This is a genomic window from Acinetobacter sp. AG1, assembly GCF_001005525.1.
In the GTDB taxonomy this organism is placed as follows: domain Bacteria; phylum Pseudomonadota; class Gammaproteobacteria; order Pseudomonadales; family Moraxellaceae; genus Acinetobacter; species Acinetobacter modestus.
This window is the reverse complement of record NZ_LBMZ01000121.1, coordinates 86,288-103,778: the sequence shown is the minus strand read 5'-3', so window position 1 is coordinate 103,778 and position 17,491 is coordinate 86,288. Positions and strand designations below refer to the sequence as shown.

At 40.0% G+C, this 17,491-nt stretch carries 18 protein-coding genes; 7 read left to right on the top strand and 11 right to left on the bottom strand.

Annotated features, from left to right (window positions below):
- Nucleotides 1-114: 114 nt before the first annotated feature.
- The gene (locus AAV96_RS14860; protein ID WP_046739862.1) at nt 115-1,857 is read left to right on the top strand and encodes an amidohydrolase; all 1,743 of its coding nucleotides are present in this window, start codon (nt 115-117) and stop codon (nt 1,855-1,857) included.
- 64 nt (nt 1,858-1,921) lie between these two features.
- Here the strand turns inward: AAV96_RS14860 and purC are convergent, their stop codons facing one another.
- The 3 genes from purC to dapA are packed head-to-tail and all read right to left on the bottom strand — an operon-like array spanning nt 1,922 to nt 4,189.
- Nucleotides 1,922-2,641: a phosphoribosylaminoimidazolesuccinocarboxamide synthase gene (purC, locus tag AAV96_RS14855; RefSeq protein WP_004659747.1), complete on the bottom strand. Its 720-nt coding sequence runs from the start codon at nt 2,639-2,641 to the stop codon at nt 1,922-1,924.
- Nucleotides 2,642-2,677: 36 nt separating this feature from the next.
- Nucleotides 2,678-3,280 carry a hypothetical protein gene (locus AAV96_RS14850; RefSeq protein WP_005219165.1) on the bottom strand — a complete coding sequence of 201 codons (603 nt, stop codon included), beginning with the start codon at nt 3,278-3,280 and terminating at the stop codon, nt 2,678-2,680.
- A gap of 15 nt (nt 3,281-3,295) precedes the next feature.
- Nucleotides 3,296-4,189, bottom strand: coding sequence for a 4-hydroxy-tetrahydrodipicolinate synthase (gene dapA / locus AAV96_RS14845; RefSeq protein WP_004659751.1), 894 nt, complete (start codon nt 4,187-4,189; stop codon nt 3,296-3,298).
- A gap of 290 nt (nt 4,190-4,479) precedes the next feature.
- Between dapA and pncA the strand changes: the two genes are divergently transcribed.
- The 3 genes from pncA (at nt 4,480) to AAV96_RS14830 (ending at nt 6,521) form a co-directional block, all read left to right on the top strand.
- Nucleotides 4,480-5,112: a bifunctional nicotinamidase/pyrazinamidase gene (gene pncA / locus AAV96_RS14840; RefSeq protein ID WP_046739861.1), complete on the top strand. Its 633-nt coding sequence runs from the start codon at nt 4,480-4,482 to the stop codon at nt 5,110-5,112.
- Between the two features lie 91 nt (nt 5,113-5,203).
- Nucleotides 5,204-5,668 carry an Lrp/AsnC family transcriptional regulator gene (locus AAV96_RS14835; protein ID WP_004659756.1) on the top strand — a complete coding sequence of 155 codons (465 nt, stop codon included), beginning with the start codon at nt 5,204-5,206 and terminating at the stop codon, nt 5,666-5,668.
- A 214-nt stretch (nt 5,669-5,882) separates the two neighbouring features.
- The gene (locus tag AAV96_RS14830; protein ID WP_046739860.1) at nt 5,883-6,521 is read left to right on the top strand and encodes a YitT family protein; all 639 of its coding nucleotides are present in this window, start codon (nt 5,883-5,885) and stop codon (nt 6,519-6,521) included.
- 57 nt (nt 6,522-6,578) lie between these two features.
- On the opposite strand, the gene glmS is transcribed toward AAV96_RS14830, so the two are convergent.
- The 8 genes from glmS to AAV96_RS14790 all read right to left on the bottom strand — a co-directional run bounded on the left by glmS (nt 6,579) and on the right by AAV96_RS14790 (nt 14,811).
- A complete protein-coding gene (glmS, locus tag AAV96_RS14825) occupies nt 6,579-8,417 on the bottom strand; it encodes a glutamine--fructose-6-phosphate transaminase (isomerizing) (protein ID WP_005219173.1) in 1,839 nt (612 codons plus the stop codon).
- 12 nt (nt 8,418-8,429) lie between these two features.
- A complete protein-coding gene (gene glmU, locus AAV96_RS14820; protein ID WP_004659760.1) occupies nt 8,430-9,794 on the bottom strand; it encodes a bifunctional UDP-N-acetylglucosamine diphosphorylase/glucosamine-1-phosphate N-acetyltransferase GlmU in 1,365 nt (454 codons plus the stop codon).
- A 22-nt stretch (nt 9,795-9,816) separates the two neighbouring features.
- Nucleotides 9,817-10,338 carry a phosphatidylglycerophosphatase A gene (locus tag AAV96_RS14815; RefSeq protein WP_046739859.1) on the bottom strand — a complete coding sequence of 174 codons (522 nt, stop codon included), beginning with the start codon at nt 10,336-10,338 and terminating at the stop codon, nt 9,817-9,819.
- Entirely contained in the window at nt 10,316-11,233 is a 918-nt protein-coding gene (gene thiL / locus AAV96_RS14810) for a thiamine-phosphate kinase (RefSeq protein WP_046739858.1), read from the bottom strand. The genes AAV96_RS14815 and thiL overlap by 23 nt, the downstream gene beginning before the upstream one ends.
- Nucleotides 11,234-11,248: 15 nt before the next feature.
- A complete protein-coding gene (gene nusB / locus AAV96_RS14805) occupies nt 11,249-11,698 on the bottom strand; it encodes a transcription antitermination factor NusB (RefSeq protein WP_004659763.1) in 450 nt (149 codons plus the stop codon).
- Nucleotides 11,699-11,701: 3 nt separating this feature from the next.
- The gene (gene ribE / locus AAV96_RS14800) at nt 11,702-12,172 is read right to left on the bottom strand and encodes a 6,7-dimethyl-8-ribityllumazine synthase (RefSeq protein WP_004659764.1); all 471 of its coding nucleotides are present in this window, start codon (nt 12,170-12,172) and stop codon (nt 11,702-11,704) included.
- A gap of 11 nt (nt 12,173-12,183) precedes the next feature.
- Nucleotides 12,184-13,305, bottom strand: coding sequence for a bifunctional 3,4-dihydroxy-2-butanone-4-phosphate synthase/GTP cyclohydrolase II (gene ribBA / locus AAV96_RS14795; RefSeq protein ID WP_004659765.1), 1,122 nt, complete (start codon nt 13,303-13,305; stop codon nt 12,184-12,186).
- 210 nt (nt 13,306-13,515) lie between these two features.
- On the bottom strand, nt 13,516-14,811 hold the full coding sequence (locus AAV96_RS14790) for a hypothetical protein (protein WP_171249165.1): 1,296 nt from the start codon (nt 14,809-14,811) through the stop codon (nt 13,516-13,518).
- A gap of 68 nt (nt 14,812-14,879) precedes the next feature.
- Here AAV96_RS14790 and serB point away from each other — a divergent pair, with 68 nt between their 5' ends.
- The 3 genes from serB to AAV96_RS14775 all read left to right on the top strand — a co-directional run bounded on the left by serB (nt 14,880) and on the right by AAV96_RS14775 (nt 17,469).
- Complete coding sequence (serB, locus tag AAV96_RS14785; RefSeq protein WP_046739891.1) at nt 14,880-16,100, top strand: phosphoserine phosphatase SerB; 1,221 nt, start codon at nt 14,880-14,882, stop codon at nt 16,098-16,100.
- A 405-nt stretch (nt 16,101-16,505) separates the two neighbouring features.
- Nucleotides 16,506-16,841, top strand: coding sequence for a ciprofloxacin tolerance protein AciT (gene aciT / locus AAV96_RS14780; RefSeq protein WP_004659768.1), 336 nt, complete (start codon nt 16,506-16,508; stop codon nt 16,839-16,841).
- 148 nt (nt 16,842-16,989) lie between these two features.
- On the top strand, nt 16,990-17,469 hold the full coding sequence (locus tag AAV96_RS14775; protein ID WP_004659770.1) for a hypothetical protein: 480 nt from the start codon (nt 16,990-16,992) through the stop codon (nt 17,467-17,469).
- Nucleotides 17,470-17,491: the final 22 nt, after the last annotated feature.

Sequence of the window (17,491 nt, the reverse complement as noted above, 5' to 3'; positions counted from 1 at the left end):
TATCGCACTATAAATATTATTTTCGTATTACAAAAAGAATCCTTTTAACCTTTTTCAACAGAAAAAGAATAAGGTTTAATAATAAAGGCATAATAAAAACATGGAATTAGCTCTATGCATTTAAAATATTTTTATCCTGTTTCTCTCATCACTTTGTTTGCCGTTGCTGTATCTGGTTGTATGAGCATCAAGTCAGCTCCACAGCAGTCAACGGAGAAATTATTTTATGGTGGCTCTATTCTGACGATGGAAGGAATGCAGCCTAAATATGCTGAGGCGCTATTAGTAAAGGATGGAAAAATTGTATTTGTTGGCTCGAAGCAGCAAGCAGAGCGGTTGGCAAATACCCAAGTTCAATATATTAATCTAAACAACAAAACCTTATTACCGAGCTTTATTGATGCGCATAGCCATGTAAACATGGTTGGTTTTCATCAAATGGTAGCGAATCTTTATCCTATGCCTGATGGTTCAGTTTCTGATATCAACTCACTTGTAAACGTAATGAATACGTGGAAGACACAAAATCCAGCAGTGATTAAAATGATGGGCGGTTGGATTTTGGGAAATGGTTATGATGATGCACAATTATCTGAACAACGTCATCCTACGGCAAGTGATTTAGATCGGGTGTCCAAAGATCAACCAGTGATGATTTTACATCAGTCTGGGCATTTAGCTTCTGTGAATCATAAAGCATTAGAATTACTGAATTTTAATCAAAATACACCAAATCCAGAAGGAGGAGTGATTCGTCGCGAAGCGAATTCGAATGTTCCGAATGGGGTCTTAGAAGAGTCGGCTTTATTTACTGCGATTGGTTCAATTTTTAAAGATGTACCACCACAAGTGATGTTCCAAATCGCACAAAAAGGTATCGATGCCTACGTCAAAAATGGTTTTACCACGGTACAGGAAGGGCGTGCAGATCAGGGCACAACGGAGATGTGGCATGCTTTAGCCAAACAAAATCAATTGCCAATTGATGTGGTCTCTTATCCAGATATTACCACCAGTCAGGAGTATATGCTTAAGCAAGGCAGTAGTCGTCAGTATGATCAGCACTTCCGTATTGGTGGCGTGAAAATCAGTTTAGATGGCTCACCACAAGGTAAAACAGCTTGGTTGACACAACCTTACTTAATTACACCTGAAGGTAAAGATAAAAACTATAAGGGCTATCCTGCGATTAAAGATAACCAACAGGTCAATCAATATATTAATTTAGCGTTTAAACAGGGTTGGCAAGTACTTGCACATGCCAATGGTGATGCGGCAATTGATCAATTTATTGGAGCTGTAAAAGATGCCACATTAAAACAAGGTAAAGCAGATCGCAGAAGCGTATTGATTCACTCTCAAACGATTCGCGATGATCAACTGGATCAACTGAAAGCCTTGGATATTATTCCATCTTTCTTCTCATTGCATACGTTCTATTGGGGGGATTGGCATCGTCAACAAACCTTAGGTGAGGCGAGAGCAGCACGTATTTCACCAACGGCAAGTGCTTTGAAGAAACAGCTTATTTTTACAGAGCATCATGATGCACCTGTTGTGCCGCCGAATAGTTTGATGATGTTAGATGCAACCGTCAATCGAGTGACACGCAGTAATTATGTATTGGGTGCAGAGGAGCGCGTAAGTCCCTATATGGCTTTAAAATCGATGACTGATTGGGCAGCTTATCAATATTTTGAAGATCAGCATAAGGGCACGATAACTCAAGGGAAACTGGCTGATTTAGTGATCTTGGATCAAAATCCGCTGACTGTGCCAAGTCGAGAGATCAAGAATATTCAGGTATTGGCAACCTATAAAGAAGGGAATCTGATTTATCAGAAACTGGGAAATTAGATAAACCAATAAAAAAACCAGCCTAATCAGGCTGGTTTTTTTATTAAGAACGACAGCTTAAGGCTTAGATATTATCTAAGTTAATGCCTAAACGTGCAGCAACTTCTTCATAAGCTTCAACCACACCACCTAAACCTTGACGGAAACGGTCTTTGTCTAATTTTTTCTTGGTGTCTTTATCCCATAAACGGCAGCCGTCTGGAGAGAATTCATCACCCAATACGATACGATCGTGGAATACACCGAATTCAAGTTTGAAATCAACAAGAATCATATTACCTGCATCGAATAATGCTTTCAGTACATCATTCACTTGGTAAGTCAGTTCTTTCATTTTTTCAAGTTGAGGTGCTGTTGCCCAACCTAAAGCAATTGCTTGAGATTCATTTACCATTGGGTCGCCAAGCGCATCATCTTTGAAGAACAATTCAAATGTTGGAGGCGTTAATTCTTTACCTTCTTCAACACCTAAACGGCGGCATAATGAACCTGCTGCGTAGTTACGAATCACACATTCAACAGGGATCATTTGTAATTTCTTCACAAGTACTTCTGTTGGAGAAAGTAACTTTTCAAAATGAGTTTCGATACCCGCTTCAGCCAACTTTTCCATGATGAAGGCATTAAAACGGTTGTTCACCTTGCCTTTACGATCTAGTTGCTCAATTTTTTCGCCATTGAATGCTGATGCATCATCACGAAAGACTAAAATCAGGTGATCAGCATTATCTGTTTCATATACAGATTTTGCTTTACCAGTATAGAGCAAGGTTTGTTTTAACATGGGGGAACCTTTTGAAAAAGTATGCCTAGTAAACGACTAGGCTGGCCAATTTTGGTAAATCTGGGTTAACACTTCAGCTGCAACAGCAGGGTCTGCAAATGTTGTATCAAGTTTGAATAGCGCAACTGTATTGCTTGAGCCTACAGCCGATAATTTCAGTAGGTAATTTTGATCGCCTACTTTAATCGTTGCTTCATAGCCATTTTCTGCTTGAGAAATAACTTTGTAGTTGAGGCTACTCAAGGTTGCGAAAGTATATTGCCACGCACCTGCTGTCGGGCCATCAACTTTGAGTAATGGGTTTTTATTCCCATCAGTGACGAGCTGTGGGCGACCCACTGTTGAAGCGGTTGCTGAAGTATTATCGGCTGAATTTTGCATCGCTTTTGGACGAGGCAATGCATAGCGGTTGCCACTTTCATTTTCAAGCTTTGGTGCATGCTCAATTGCAAGTGGATCAACCGTAGGCGCTGGATACAATGGCGTAAATGGTCTTGCCGTTATGCCCTCAGGAAATTTGAGTGGTTCAAGTGCTTGTGCTTTTTTATAATCTAAAGAATGATTATTGAGGGCAAAACGACCACAACCAGCCAAACTTAAAGCTGAAATGACTAGGACAACACCAAGACGTAATTGCATCATAAATTGCTCGTATTAAATAATTCCCGCAGCTTTTAAATCTGTGCGGAGCGGTTCACGATATTGTTGTGCTAGAGCGGTTAATGGTAGGCGAATACCCGTACCAATTGAGCCCATCTCATGCAATGCCCATTTCACAGGAATTGGGTTTGATTCGCAAAACAAAATATTGTGTAGATTTGCAATTTGTTGATTCAAGCTTTGTGCTTTTGCTTTATCTCCAGCTAACGCAGCTTCACAAATTTCGCTCATTTGCTTTGGTGCAACATTGGCTGTTACAGAGATATTACCTTTTGCACCCAGTAAAATGAGTTCCCAAGCAGTTTCATCATCACCTGAATAAACAGCGATTTTATTATTTAAACCTTCGATGAGGGCTTGACCACGTGGTACGTCGCCTGTTGCATCTTTAATACCAACAATGTTTTTAACATCAGCAAGACGAATAACGGTTTCGTTTTGCATATCGACACCAGTACGACCTGGTACATTATAAAGAATTTGTGGAATATCAACAGCTTCAGCAATCGCTTTGTAGTGTTGATATAGGCCTTCTTGTGTTGGTTTATTATAATATGGCGTAACGAGTAAGGCCGCATCAGCACCTAATTCTTTTGCAGCTTTAGTCAATTCAATCGCTTCACGCGTTGAATTTGCACCTGTACCTGCGATAATTGGAATACGTTTGTTGGCTACACGAATCACTTCTTTGATGACTTGTGTGTGTTCATCCATGCTTAATGTAGACGCTTCGCCCGTTGTGCCGACCGCAACAATACTATGTGTACCTTGTTGGATATGCCACTCAACGAGCTTCTCAAGACTCTTCCAATCTACGCTGCCATCTTCAAACATAGGGGTGACGATTGCGACAATTGAGCCTTGAATATTCTGTGCTAGCTGAGTCATTTTAAAAAACTATCCTATTTTCCCATCCGAGATTGAATTAGTTGAAACGAAATATTGGATGGTTGCAGTATTTTGATTGGTCATCCAACAATTCGATCGGGTTGAATGACAATTACGCAAATTATGACTGATCGGAGGCATAAGAACAATATGCTTTAGTCAAACTGTGGAAAACTTTAATTCATCTTTATCTTGAATCGTTTTCATCTTTTGTAAAAGTTAAAACATGAGTAGCCAGAATATAATCAGCAGGGTATTGTAAAAATACAAGTTTTAAACTGGAGCATGGTATGCAGACACAATCTCATCATGTCGCATTAATTGTTGTTGATGTCCAAAATGGATTTACTCCTGGGGGGAATTTGGCCGTTGCAAAAGCAGATCAAATTATTCCGATTATTAATCAACTTGCAAAAAAGTTTGAGCATATCGTGCTGACACAGGACTGGCATCCTGAGCAACATATTTCTTTTGCAGATAATCACGACAATAAAGTGCCGTTTGAAACCATTGAATTGCCGTATGGAACCCAAGTGTTATGGCCGAAACATTGTGTTCAAGGCACTCACGATGCAGAATTTCATCCTGATCTGGATGTTCCAACTGCACAACTGATTATTCGTAAAGGCTTTCATGCCGATATTGATAGTTATTCTGCTTTTATGGAAGCAGATCGTAAAACTCCAACGGGTTTGAAGGGTTATTTAACAGAACATCAAATTGATACAGTATATATCGTAGGGATTGCCACAGACTTTTGCGTGGCGTGGACCGCCTTAGATGCTGCACAGATGGGCTTTAAAACTTATGTCATTGAAGATGCCTGTAAAGCGATTGATTTGGATGGTTCACTACAAAGCGCGTGGCAAAGTATGTTAGAGCAGGGGATTGAGCGTATTCAATCGACTACAATTTTGTCATAAGCTTGAGCCGCTTGATCTAAAGGCGATAAACTTCTTAAACTGATAAATCAATATCAGTTAAACTCTAACTTCAGACAGAATTGAGCGTTTTATGTCAGTTGAACTTGATGATTTTGATCAGAAGATTATTCATTATTTACAAATGAATGGAAGATTAGCTAATCAAGAATTAGCAGAATTGGTGGGATTATCAACTTCTCAATGTTCACGTCGTCGTATTCAGCTTGAACAAAACAAAATTATAACGGGTTACTATGCGCAAATCGCATTAAGCGCAGATCCAACACCGATCATGGGTATTATTGAAGTGAAATTGCAAAACTACAATGATGCGACACACGATCGCTTTGTTGAGTTTCTTTTAAATGAACCTGCGGTGAAAGATATTCATAAACTCACAGGAAGTTATGATTTTGCACTGAAGGTTGCAGTCAAAAATTTAGATGAAATGGTCAAGTTGATTGGGATTTTGTCATCTAGTAACTTTGGCGTCAGTAATTTAAATACATCGATTGTGTTGGAAAAATTAAAAGAAAATGGGATCGCGATTAAGTAAAAAATCTTTCTCTTAGACGAATACCATTCAAACTAAGACATTGGACTTTATTGCATAAAGATTATTCAAAAAAGGATATTTTGAGTATAAATTGCATTTATGGTGAAAATATAAGAATAAATTGCGAAATTTGAATAAAAATGATCAAATATGCCATATCTTTCTTTGAAAGATCTTTCTCCCTGCTGTTGTTCTCCTATTGAGTTGTATCCTTATGAATACCGATCAGAATATATCTTTGGTCAGTCCAGTCATGCCCGTGATTGACCAACACTCTAAGATTGAAGATGGATTGGCCATGTTAATTGGAACATTCATTCTATCGTTTGCCATGACTTTATTGCAGCAAGCAGGGATTATGACAGGTGGTACAGCGGGCTTATCGTTGTTGATCCACTATATTACCGATCTGAAGTTCGGCATCTTATTTTTCCTGATAAATATTCCATTTTATTATTTTGCTTATAAAAAAATGGGCATGGCATTGGTCGTCAAGACATTTATTGCCGTTGGATTATTAGCTGGTTTTACCGAAATTATTCCTCATTTTTTTCATTTATCTAGTGTAAATCCAATTTATGCTGCGATTTTTGCGAATGTATTGATGGGGGTAAGCTTTCTGATTTTATTTCGCCATCGCTCAAGCTTAGGAGGAATCAACCTCTTAGTTCTATATTTACAAGAACGCTTTAACATTCCAGCAGGTAAAGTACAGATGGGAATTGATGTTACCATCTTATTAGTTTCGTTGTTTTTCGTAGATTGGAAATTGATTCTAATTTCAATTTTAGGGGCTGTTATTTTAAATTTAATTATTCTTTTGAATCATAAAAGTAGTCGTTATGTGGCTTAAAAATAATCATCAATGGTAATAAAAAAGGAGGGTTAACCCTCCTTTTTTATTTTGTAATTATTCGACTGTTACGCTCTTAGCAAGGTTACGTGGTTGGTCAACGTCGGTACCACGTAATACAGCAACATGATACGAGAGCAATTGCACAGGAATACTGTACACAATTGGCGCTAACCATTCATTGACAGCTGGAACATGAACGACATGTTGGCGATCTTTGCCATGAATACCGCTGTTTTCATCAGCAAAAACAAAGAGTTCCCCACCACGAGCTTGAACTTCTTCCATATTCGATTTTAACTTATCGAGCATTTCATCTTGTGGAGCCAAGATCACGACAGGCATTTCATTGTCTACTAAAGCCAATGGACCATGCTTTAATTCACCAGCCGCATATCCTTCAGCATGAATGTATGAAATTTCTTTCAGTTTCAATGCACCTTCTAGTGCGATAGGGAAGTGTGTGCCACGTCCTAAGAACAAGCAGTGGTTCTTTTCAACGAATAGTGCTGATAGACGCAGAATCTCAGTATTGCCTTGTAAAGTATCTAAAATTACTTTCGGGCAATGCCATAGCGCTTCTGTAATTTCATTCAATTGAGCATCTGCAAGACGTTGTTTAACTTGACCAATTTTTAAGATCAACAACATCAATGCTGCAAGTTGAGTGGTAAAGGCTTTGGTTGATGCAACGCCGATTTCAGGACCTGCAAGCGTGAGTAAATGATGATCTGTTTCGCGAACCATTGATGAAGTGGCAACGTTACAAATGGTCATGGTACTAATGTCGATGTTCTGAGCTTGAGCACGTTTTTGTGTTTCGCGTAATGCAGCCAAGGTATCCGCAGTTTCTCCAGACTGAGAAATACAGATATACAGTGTATGAGCAACAATGACAGGCGTGCGATAACGGAATTCACTTGCAATCTCAACTTGGCAAGGTACACCAATCAATTGCTCGAACCAGTATTTTGCAATCATACCTGCGTGGTAGCTGGTACCGCAGGCAATGATTTGTACTTGCTGAATTTTGTCAAAATCCGCATTGGCATGTTGAAGAAAATCTTCACGCAAATTATTGCCATTCAATGCTTGTGAAATCGTTTGTTGAATTGCTTCTGGTTGCTCATAAATTTCTTTGAGCATGAAATGCTTATATTCGCCTTTTGATGCATTGCTGACGGTTGCATCCAATTCTTTGATTGGACGTTCAACACGGGTTCCATTGACAAAAACTTCAATACTAGTACGTGTTAAGCGCGCAATATCACCTTCTTCGAGATAGACGAAGCGATTAGTAACAGGTAATAAAGCCAATTGGTCTGAACTAATAAAGTTCTCGCCAATACCTACACCAATCACCAATGGAGAACCTTCACGCACAGTGATCAGTTCATCAGGATGTGCGGTATGCACAATACCCAGCGCAAAAGCGCCTTTTAGGCGAGGAATAACTTTTTGTACAGCTTCAAGTAAGCTATCAGTTTGCTTTAAAGCATCGTTGACAAGATGAGCAACAACTTCAGTGTCTGTTTGTGAGGTAAAGATATAACCTAGCGCTTGTAATTCATCTTTAAGCTCTTGGTAGTTTTCAATAATACCGTTATGTACAACAGCTACATCACCTGAAACATGTGGATGAGCATTATTTTCAGTCGGTTTACCATGGGTTGCCCAACGGGTATGTGCAATACCTACATTACCAGTCAAATGCTGCTCAGATACTGCTTCAGCTAAATTTGCAACTTTACCTACACGACGTTCACGTAAGATTTGTTGATTATTCAATAACGCTAAACCCGCAGAGTCATAACCGCGATATTCAAGACGTTTTAATCCTTCAATCAGAATATCAGTTACACATCGTTCAGCAACGCCACCAACAATACCACACATAATTTTATCCTCTTATTTTTTCAGCTTTTGGGGGCGCTGATAATTTGCTTTTTCAAACTGTTTTGATCGTTCGACAGCTAAACTATGCTCTGCCACATCTCGAGTTAAAGTTGAGCCTGCACCTGTGGTTGCACCTTGAGCAATTTTAATTGGTGCAACCAATGAGTTATTGGTACCAATAAATACATTGTCTTCAATAACAGTACGATGTTTATTTGCGCCATCATAATTACAAGTGATTGTCCCTGCACCAATATTACAATCAGCACCTATATCTGCATCACCTAGATAAGTAAAGTGATTGGCTTTAGAACCTAATCCAATATTTGAATTTTTGACTTCGACGAAGTTGCCAATATGCACATCATTCGCAAGATTTGCTCCTGGGCGAAGACGGGCGAAAGGACCGATTTGGGTGTTTTCTCCAACGATCGCATTTTCAAAAATGCTATAGGCTTGAACTTTAGTGCCTGCCGCAATACGAGTATTTTTTAAAATACAGCCTGCGCCAAGTTGAACGTTGTCACCTAATTCGCAATCACCTTCAATAATGACATTGACATCAATTTGTACATCTTGACCACATTTCACAGTTCCACGTAGGTCAAAACGATTTGGATCAATTAAATGTACGCCTTGTTGCATCAATTCTTTTGCTTGTTGTTGCTGAAATTGACGTTCCAAAGTTGCAAGTTGTAGGCGGTCATTCACACCTTCAACTTCAAATTCAAGCTCAGGTTGAATTGAAGCAATTTCTAAGCCATCCGCAACGGCCATTGCCACGATATCCGTGAGGTAATATTCACCTTGAACATTGTTGTTCGAAAGCTTTGGCAACCATTGATGTAATTTGGCATTACTTACACAATAAATGCCAGTATTAATTTCTTGTATTAGACGCTGTTCGTCAGTAGCATCTTTATGCTCAACAATCGCTTGAATCTTATCTGCTTGACGAACGATACGACCATAGCCTGTTGGATTTTCAACATTCAGGGTGATCATACCAATACCAGATTGGCTAGAAGCTTCAAGCAACTGTTCAAGGGTGCTTTGACGAACGAGTGGAACATCACCATATAAAATCAAAGAAATACCATCTTGAGGTAATACAGGGAGAGTCATTTGAACAGCATGACCTGTTCCTAACTGTTCTGCTTGTTCAACCCACTCTATTTGTTCAGCAGCAAAGCTTTGTTTAACTAGATCACCACCATGTCCATAAATCGTAATAATATTTTGAGCATGTAATTTTTTTGCAGTTTGGATCACATGTCCTAAAAGTGGACGACCTGCCAATGGTTGGAGAACTTTGGGTAGTTTCGAACGCATCCGCGTTCCTTTCCCTGCTGCAAGAATAATAACAGTTGTTGACATAACTAACCCTAATATCAATGGTTTAAGTCAAAAAATAAAAATGAATCATAAAAATACAAAGCGCAGCCCAAAGACCTGCAATGATGTCATCAAGCATAATCCCTAGACCACCAGTAACTTTTTGGTCTGCCCAACTAATCGGAAATGGTTTCCAGATGTCAAATATACGGAAAAAAATAAAACCGACAATGACCCATAACCAATTTAATTGCTGTAGATAGAGCAAGGGTAGGAGCGTAATAGATTGCCCTGCAAATTCATCCCACACAATTCGACCATCATCGTGTACATGAATGACTTTAGCTGTTTGCCCACAGATGTATATGCCCACCAAAGACATGATAAAAACTGCTAAAACACTCAAATTAAAACCGAGATATAACCATAATGGTGTAAATAACAATGCAAATGCAGAACCAAATGTTCCCGGTGCTTTAGGACTGAGACCAGAACCAAATCCAACCCCGCAGAAAACGATGCAGCGATCGAACCAAGTCATCTGTTTGAAGTGAATGGGAGGCTTATGCAAAATGTTGGTATCCATGAATTTGTAGTGGGCAATTTTCACCCATATACTCAAATAACAATCCAGTTTGTTGGGTAATTTTGCCGATTATTGTAAGCGGAATATCTAATTGTTGTCGCGACAGTTTTTCAAAATTTTGCGGTGATATTGTAAAACATAATTCATAATCATCACCGCCTGCGAGGGCATAATGCCAAGCTTGTCGCAAATCTATATTTTTTAGTGACTGATCTATCGGAAGTTGCTCAAGCTGTAATGTTGCACCTACTTTTGAGGCGTTCAGAATATGTCCTAAATCTTGTGCGAGTCCATCTGAAACATCAATCATACTTGAGGCTAAACCTTTTAGCTGTTGCCCTAAATGACAACGAGGTGTTGGATAATCTAAGCGTTGTTGCAGAGGATGTCCTAAGTGTTGTAATCCGAACGCAGCATCACCGATCTGTCCACTAATACAGACGTAGTCGCCCACTTGTGCACCAGCACGCGTGATGGCTTGGTCTTGTTCAATCCAGCCTAAAGCAGTAACACTTATAGTAAGTTGGGTACTTTGAGTGGTATCGCCACCGATTAGGCTAACACCAAATTGATCGCAACAATCAAAAAGACCCTGACTAAATCCAGCCAGCCAGTCATGATCAACGGTAGGGAGGCTGAGTGCGAGTAAAATACTATGGGGTTTTGCACCCATTGCGGCGAGATCAGATAAATTGACCGCGACACTTTTCCAGCCAATGGCATGGGCTGTCGTATCTAAGGGAAAATGTCGACCAGCAACCAATGTATCTGCACAGATCACCAGTTGTTGTGAAGAAGGAGGGGTGACGATGGCTGAGTCATCACCGATGCCTAAACTGACATCAGATTTTGATGTACGTTTAAAGTACCGCTCAATAATTGAAAACTCAGCCATGCAACATCAAGCCTATTATTTTGCTTGTTGTTTTTCAGCTTCACGAAGCTTTGATGAAAGACGGTCTAATACACCATTGATGTATTTATGGCTGTCTGCACCACCAAAGTGTTTTGCTAGCTCAATTGCTTCATCAAGTACAACACGGTATGGAACTTCGAGATGATCTCGTAATTCATAAGCACCAAGTCGTAAGGTTGCAAGCTCTACACCATCTAGTGCAGTTAACTCACGATCAAGTACAGGGATGAGTAACTCATCTAAAGCTTCATGTTGAGCAACCACTTGAGTGAGCAATTCATGGTAATAGTTAAGGTCAACTTTGTGCATAGCATTTTCCACACGTGTACGTGCTTCAATTTCATGGACAGGGTTATGACTCATTTGCCATTCATAAATCCCTTGTACAGCAAAACGACGTGCTTTGCGTTTCGCTGCATAAGCGGCCTGAAGTGTTTGCGACATGCTTTAAATTGCCTTTAATAAGTTAACCATTTCGATTGCAGTCAATGCAGCTTCGCTACCTTTGTTTCCTGCTTTCGTACCTGAACGTTCGATTGCTTGTTCAATGCTGTCTGTAGTTAAGACACCATTGATCACAGGCATTGTGCTTTCAAGTGCAACTACACCTAAACCTTTTGCACATTCACCTGCAACAAAATCAAAATGTGGTGTACTACCACGGATCACTGCACCGAGTGCAATGATGGCATCAAATTTGTTTGAAGCCGCTAATTTTTTTGCAACGATAGGAAGTTCCCACGCACCTGGTGCGTGAATAACAGTAATCGCATCCTCTGAAACGCCATGACGTTTTAAAGTGTCGATCGCGCCTTCAAGTAAATGTTCAACCACGAAGCTGTTGAAACGTCCTACTAAGATCGCATAACGACCTTCGCTTGCGAGATGTAATAAACCTTCAATTCGGCGAATTGCCATAGCAACCTCGATTATTTTGCTGTGATTTGATCGGCAGTGATATATTCCACTACCTCTAAATGGAAACCAGATAAAGCATTGAAACGAAGCGGAGAACTCAGAAGCTTCATTTTTTCAACACCTAAATCTCGTAAAATCTGCGCGCCAACACCAATCGTCTGGTATTGATGCGAAAGTGCTGCATTAGACTTAAGCGGTTTTGGTTGATTTAACTGCTCTAAGGCATGTCCTAGATCTTCTAAATGATCTTGACCAATCCATACCAATACACCGCGATCGCTTGCAGCAATTGTTTTCATTGCTAGATCTAAATTCCACGCTGCCGAACCATCGGCCTTATTTAATTTTAATAAGTCGCGAACAGGATTAAAACCATGCACACGAACAGTGGTGATGCCTTGTTTCGGTTCGCCTTTTACTAAAGCTAAATGGATATCTGGATTACCAATTTCACGGTATTTATACAGTTCAAATGTACCGTATTCTGTATCAATGCTTTCTTGAGACAAACGTTCAACAGTTTGTTCATTGGTCATGCGGTAATGGATCAGATCCGCAATCGTACCGATTTTTAAGCCATGTTTCTCTGCGAACACTTCTAAATCAGGGCGACGAGCCATAGTGCCGTCATCATTAATAATTTCACAGATAACAGAGGCAGGCTCTAGACCTGCTAAACGGGTGAGGTCGCACCCTGCTTCCGTATGACCTGCACGATGCAGTACGCCGCCCGGTTGAGCCATCAATGGGAAAATATGACCAGGTTGAACGATATCACTTGGTTTAGCATGTGCTGCAACTGCGGTGCGAATCGTATGCGCGCGTTCAGCAGCGGAGATACCAGTACTGATCCCTTCTGCTGCTTCAATCGACAGCGTGAAGTTAGTGGCATGTTGTGCACCGTTTTGATCTACCATTAACGGTAAATTAAGCTGTTTACAGCGATCACGACTCAAAGTTAGGCAAACTAGGCCGCGTGCATGCGTAATCATGAAGTTAATATCTTCAGGGCGAACATGCGTTGCAGCGATGACTAAGTCACCTTCATTTTCACGATCTTCATCATCCATTAGGATGACCATTTTGCCTGCACGAATATCTGCGACAAGCTCTTCAACACGACTCAGCGGCATTCGCTTTCACCTTTTATGCTGCCTTTTAGGGCACTAGTATTCGATAAATCTGGTGTAGTTTACCGTATTTTAATAAATTTCGCCTGTGCTTCTTTATCAATTAAAAAAGTGAATCAAGCAAATAATAAAGCAACGCTTTATCCTAATGGGCATTTATAGCCCTGTAAGGGAGCGTTGCATTTTGAATTTGAACCGATACATTCGATCGACCTAAGATTCAGTCGAAGCTTTTACTTTTTTACCCATCAAAATTTCAGTGCGCAGATTTTGTGCTACGGTAGCACATTGCTCATTCATCCCATTAATCATAAAGGCATGACGAGTCATAATACTACTCGGATTTGGCATCACAACTAATTCATAACTGTTTTGAACCGTTTTGAGTTGCTCATGATTGAGGTGTAAAGCTGCTTCTTTGGCATGTAAGTGTTGAGTTAAGCGCTTGGCTGCTTCAATGGCATCTAATTGCATCGCGTCTACAGCACTAGCAACAGCACCGCGTGTTTGTAGTGCAAAACGTTTATCTTCACGATAACGCTTATATAAAACATCTGCCAATAACTGGAAAACAGCACCAATCATCATCAGGCATTCTAATGCATGAGGATGTTCTGATGTCGTCGACAAGGTTGCGCCTTCGGCATTAAATTCTTGAACGACGTTCATTTGTGCAGCGTCGAGTTGGTAATGTTTCGCACAGAGATCAATGCTTTTATCCAAGAATAATTGACAGAGTTTAAAATAAGGCACAGAAACCGATTGATTGACACTACTCAACAGTTGTTTTGGATCATAAAACTGGATATTCAGTGCGACAGTTTGATGATCTAGATTGACTTGTTGATCTGTTGAAGCTTTTTCAATACGTGATTTTGGTTGTACTTTTGCCTGTTGCTGTGCTTGTGCAACTAACGTGACTGTATTTTGCTTCTCAAGTGCGAGAGCCTGAGTTAAACGTTGAATTTCATGTTTAAGATGATTTTCTTGGTTAATACGAGCTAAATATTCACTACGTGTTGGACGTGCAATGGCACGATACGCCAACCAGATCAACCCATGAATAAATAAAGATGCCAAAATCGCCAGCCACTGCGTGCGTAAGATTTCACCAATACTTGGTTGGATAAGCGTAATTTCAACCGTTCCAACTTTCTTCTCATTTTGTAGTGCATCTCGAACAAAGACTTCACCTTGACGCGTCTTTGCCATACCACTGGTTGCAAGGACTTGTTTATTGGCATCTAAGATACGAATTGAAGCAATACTGGGATTGGTGGCATAGCGATTGGCAACCAATGCCAATGAGACGGTATTGGCAGGTTCCAACTCTGAAAGACTATCCGCCACTAACTGACTGGTCATCAGTTGTCCTTGGCTGGCGCGATTTTCATTGAGTTGATGTGTCGTTGCAATCACCAATAAAAAGGTATGCAATGCAAAACTTACAATTAGTAGGCTAGCAAATAGCCCTTGGCGAGGCGCATTCAAGTTAAACTTCCAAGGCAAATAGATTTAGGTTGGGTTATGTTATGATTCTTACATACAATAGTTGTCGCTCAAACACGAGTCAATTCATGCGTGAAATCATTCTTATATCCTTTTTAGGACCAGATCAACCGAATCAGTTTACTCGATTAATGCAGGTACTTTCCGTGCATTCTTTGCAAATACTCGATGTGGGTCAGGCTGTTATCCATAATCAACTCACTTTAGGAATTGTTATTGCTTCGGATAATGAGACTGCAACAGCATTAGCAATGAAAGAGATTTTGATTTTAGCACATGATATTGGCTTAACTGTGCGATTTAAACCAATCTCCAACGCAGAATATGATCAATGGGTGAGTGAAGGTGGGCGTACACGTTATATCGTGACGGCACTTGCACCTGAGCTTACCGCTGCGCATTTGCAGGCAGTCACTAAAATTGTATCGAGTCAGGGCTTCAATATTGAAACAGTAACACGCTTATCTGGTCGTTTAGATCTCGATGCAGAAAGCCAATTTCCACGTCGTGCTTGTGTTCAGTTTGGCTTAAGTGGACAAATGTTGGATGCACAAGCGATGCGAGCTGCATGTTTGAGTTTGTCAGGTGAACTGAATATTGATGTGGCGGTACAAGAAGATAATGCTTACCGTCGTAATCGTCGTTTAGTTTGTTTCGATATGGACTCAACACTGATTGAACAAGAAGTGATTGATGAATTGGCGCTAGAAGCAGGTGTCGGTGAACAGGTCGCTGAAATTACTGAGCGTGCTATGCAAGGTGAACTCGATTTCCAACAAAGTTTTCGTGCACGTGTTGCATTGTTAAAAGGCTTGGATGCTTCTGTATTACCTAAAATTGCAGAACGTTTAACCGTGACGGAAGGGGCGGAACGTTTAATCTCAACTCTGAAAGCATTAGGATATAAAACGGCAATCTTATCGGGTGGTTTCCAGTATTTTGCTGAATATTTACAAGCAAAGCTCGGTATTGATGAGGTACATGCCAATATTTTAGATGTACAAGACGGGTTGGTGACAGGTGAAGTCAAAGGTGCAATCGTGGATGGCGCACGTAAGGCTGAATTATTGCGTCAATTGGCAGATAAAATGGGAATCTCATTAGAGCAGGCGATGGCTGTTGGTGATGGTGCTAATGATCTACCAATGCTATCAATCGCTGGTTTAGGCGTGGCGTTCCGCGCTAAACCACTTGTTCGTCAAAATGCGAATCAAGCGATTTCGAGTGTAGGTTTAGATGGCGTTTTGTACTTATTGGGTATGCATGATAAAGATTTAAATCGTGCTTAACACGCGAGTTCTTAGACGTAAATAAAGCCGCTTTCGAAGCGGTTTTATTTATTCTACAAGCGTCATTAATTCGTCATATTTATGTCTAAATGTATAGAAAAACAACGATAAAAAAATTCTGAAAAAAGTTTCTGAATGATTAAAAAGAGCGATATTTTTTTGTAATGACACGCCGCAATTGATGCTATATAGCACTTTGAGACTTTTGTAATTTAAAAAAATGTAATGACAAAAGCATATTGCGACACCTTGTGTCGTATGGTTAATTTCAAGCTCTTTTTTTCTATAAAAAAACCTCCATAATGCATAAAGACGTTAATGCAATACCGAATACTGTTTAGAGATTACAGAACAAATATGAGGTTTGGACACGATCCAAACCACCTTTTAAAGACGGAGGTTTCTATGGAAGCAGCGAATTTCACCATGTGGGTTGGATTTGGCTTAATCGCTGTCGCAGTTATTGCTGTTTTCTTTTCTCCTTATCGTCGTTGGTTAGGCTTTATGCTAGCGGGTATGTTGAGTTGGGGACTATTAGAAGTGGTGCGCTTTGGTATGCAAACCATGTTCGAAATGTCGGTCGCCTATAGTTATTTGACAGCCCTGAGCCTTGCGATGGTAACGGTTACATTCATACTTTTACGTGAAGACAAACAAACACAAAAGCAATTGGCGAAACGTCAGTATATTGAACATACGCCAGTCTACAAGGATGACCAACAACAATGTTCTAGCCGATAATTTATAATAATTTGAACTACAAAAAAGGCATGCTCAGCATGCCTTTTTTGTGCTAACTTTCTGCAACAAAGCTTTTACAGACATATCGACAATTGTGCTAGGATACGGTTGTCTTAATTTTCATCATTATACTGTAGGCATAAATGTCATGAAGCTTTCTTCTTTACCTGTGATTCAGTTACCGATCGTTGATGTAAGCACTGACCCACTTGATCTATTAGTGGCAGGTTTGGCGTTACGTATGAAGCAATTGGCACGTACGAGCCCAAAGTTTATTGAATTGGTTCATGACCGTGAATTTCGTATTCAAATTGGTACAGATTTAGGTTTGGCACGTCAGATTATTGTTAATCGTGGCAAAATTGATACGGTTGCGGGTAGTCCTGAAAAAGCTGATTTTATTTTGCAATTTGCTTCAAGTGAGCAAGGCGTAAAAACTTTAGTGAAGGGTGATCCAACTGCATTCATGACAGGTATGCAAGATGGCAGCATTAAAATGGAAGGTGATTTCAGCTTGTTAGTTTGGTTTAACCAAGCAGCTAAATTGATTCCACCGAAAGTGCCAAAACCAGTAAAAGAAAAAATTCGCCAAGCACGTGCATTTATTAAAGAAAAAACAGGTAAATAAACCAACATAAAAAAACTCCCTA

What these genes read in the sequence shown, in the direction of transcription:
- thiL (WP_046739858.1), bottom strand. Translation starts at nt 11,233, where the DNA reads ATGGCTGAGTTTTCAATTATTGAGCGGTACTTTAAACGTACATCAAAA.
- ribE (WP_004659764.1), bottom strand. Translation starts at nt 12,172, where the DNA reads ATGGCAATTCGCCGAATTGAAGGTTTATTACATCTCGCAAGCGAAGGT.
- AAV96_RS14835 (WP_004659756.1), top strand. Translation starts at nt 5,204, where the DNA reads ATGTCAGTTGAACTTGATGATTTTGATCAGAAGATTATTCATTATTTA.
- aciT (WP_004659768.1), top strand. Translation starts at nt 16,506, where the DNA reads ATGGAAGCAGCGAATTTCACCATGTGGGTTGGATTTGGCTTAATCGCT.
- glmU (WP_004659760.1), bottom strand. Translation starts at nt 9,794, where the DNA reads ATGTCAACAACTGTTATTATTCTTGCAGCAGGGAAAGGAACGCGGATG.
- ribBA (WP_004659765.1), bottom strand. Translation starts at nt 13,305, where the DNA reads ATGCCGCTGAGTCGTGTTGAAGAGCTTGTCGCAGATATTCGTGCAGGC.
- AAV96_RS14860 (WP_046739862.1), top strand. Translation starts at nt 115, where the DNA reads ATGCATTTAAAATATTTTTATCCTGTTTCTCTCATCACTTTGTTTGCC.
- AAV96_RS14830 (WP_046739860.1), top strand. Translation starts at nt 5,883, where the DNA reads ATGAATACCGATCAGAATATATCTTTGGTCAGTCCAGTCATGCCCGTG.
- glmS (WP_005219173.1), bottom strand. Translation starts at nt 8,417, where the DNA reads ATGTGTGGTATTGTTGGTGGCGTTGCTGAACGATGTGTAACTGATATT.
- nusB (WP_004659763.1), bottom strand. Translation starts at nt 11,698, where the DNA reads ATGTCGCAAACACTTCAGGCCGCTTATGCAGCGAAACGCAAAGCACGT.
- serB (WP_046739891.1), top strand. Translation starts at nt 14,880, where the DNA reads ATGCGTGAAATCATTCTTATATCCTTTTTAGGACCAGATCAACCGAAT.
- pncA (WP_046739861.1), top strand. Translation starts at nt 4,480, where the DNA reads ATGCAGACACAATCTCATCATGTCGCATTAATTGTTGTTGATGTCCAA.
- dapA (WP_004659751.1), bottom strand. Translation starts at nt 4,189, where the DNA reads ATGACTCAGCTAGCACAGAATATTCAAGGCTCAATTGTCGCAATCGTC.
- AAV96_RS14850 (WP_005219165.1), bottom strand. Translation starts at nt 3,280, where the DNA reads ATGCAATTACGTCTTGGTGTTGTCCTAGTCATTTCAGCTTTAAGTTTG.
- purC (WP_004659747.1), bottom strand. Translation starts at nt 2,641, where the DNA reads ATGTTAAAACAAACCTTGCTCTATACTGGTAAAGCAAAATCTGTATAT.
- AAV96_RS14775 (WP_004659770.1), top strand. Translation starts at nt 16,990, where the DNA reads ATGAAGCTTTCTTCTTTACCTGTGATTCAGTTACCGATCGTTGATGTA.
- AAV96_RS14815 (WP_046739859.1), bottom strand. Translation starts at nt 10,338, where the DNA reads ATGGATACCAACATTTTGCATAAGCCTCCCATTCACTTCAAACAGATG.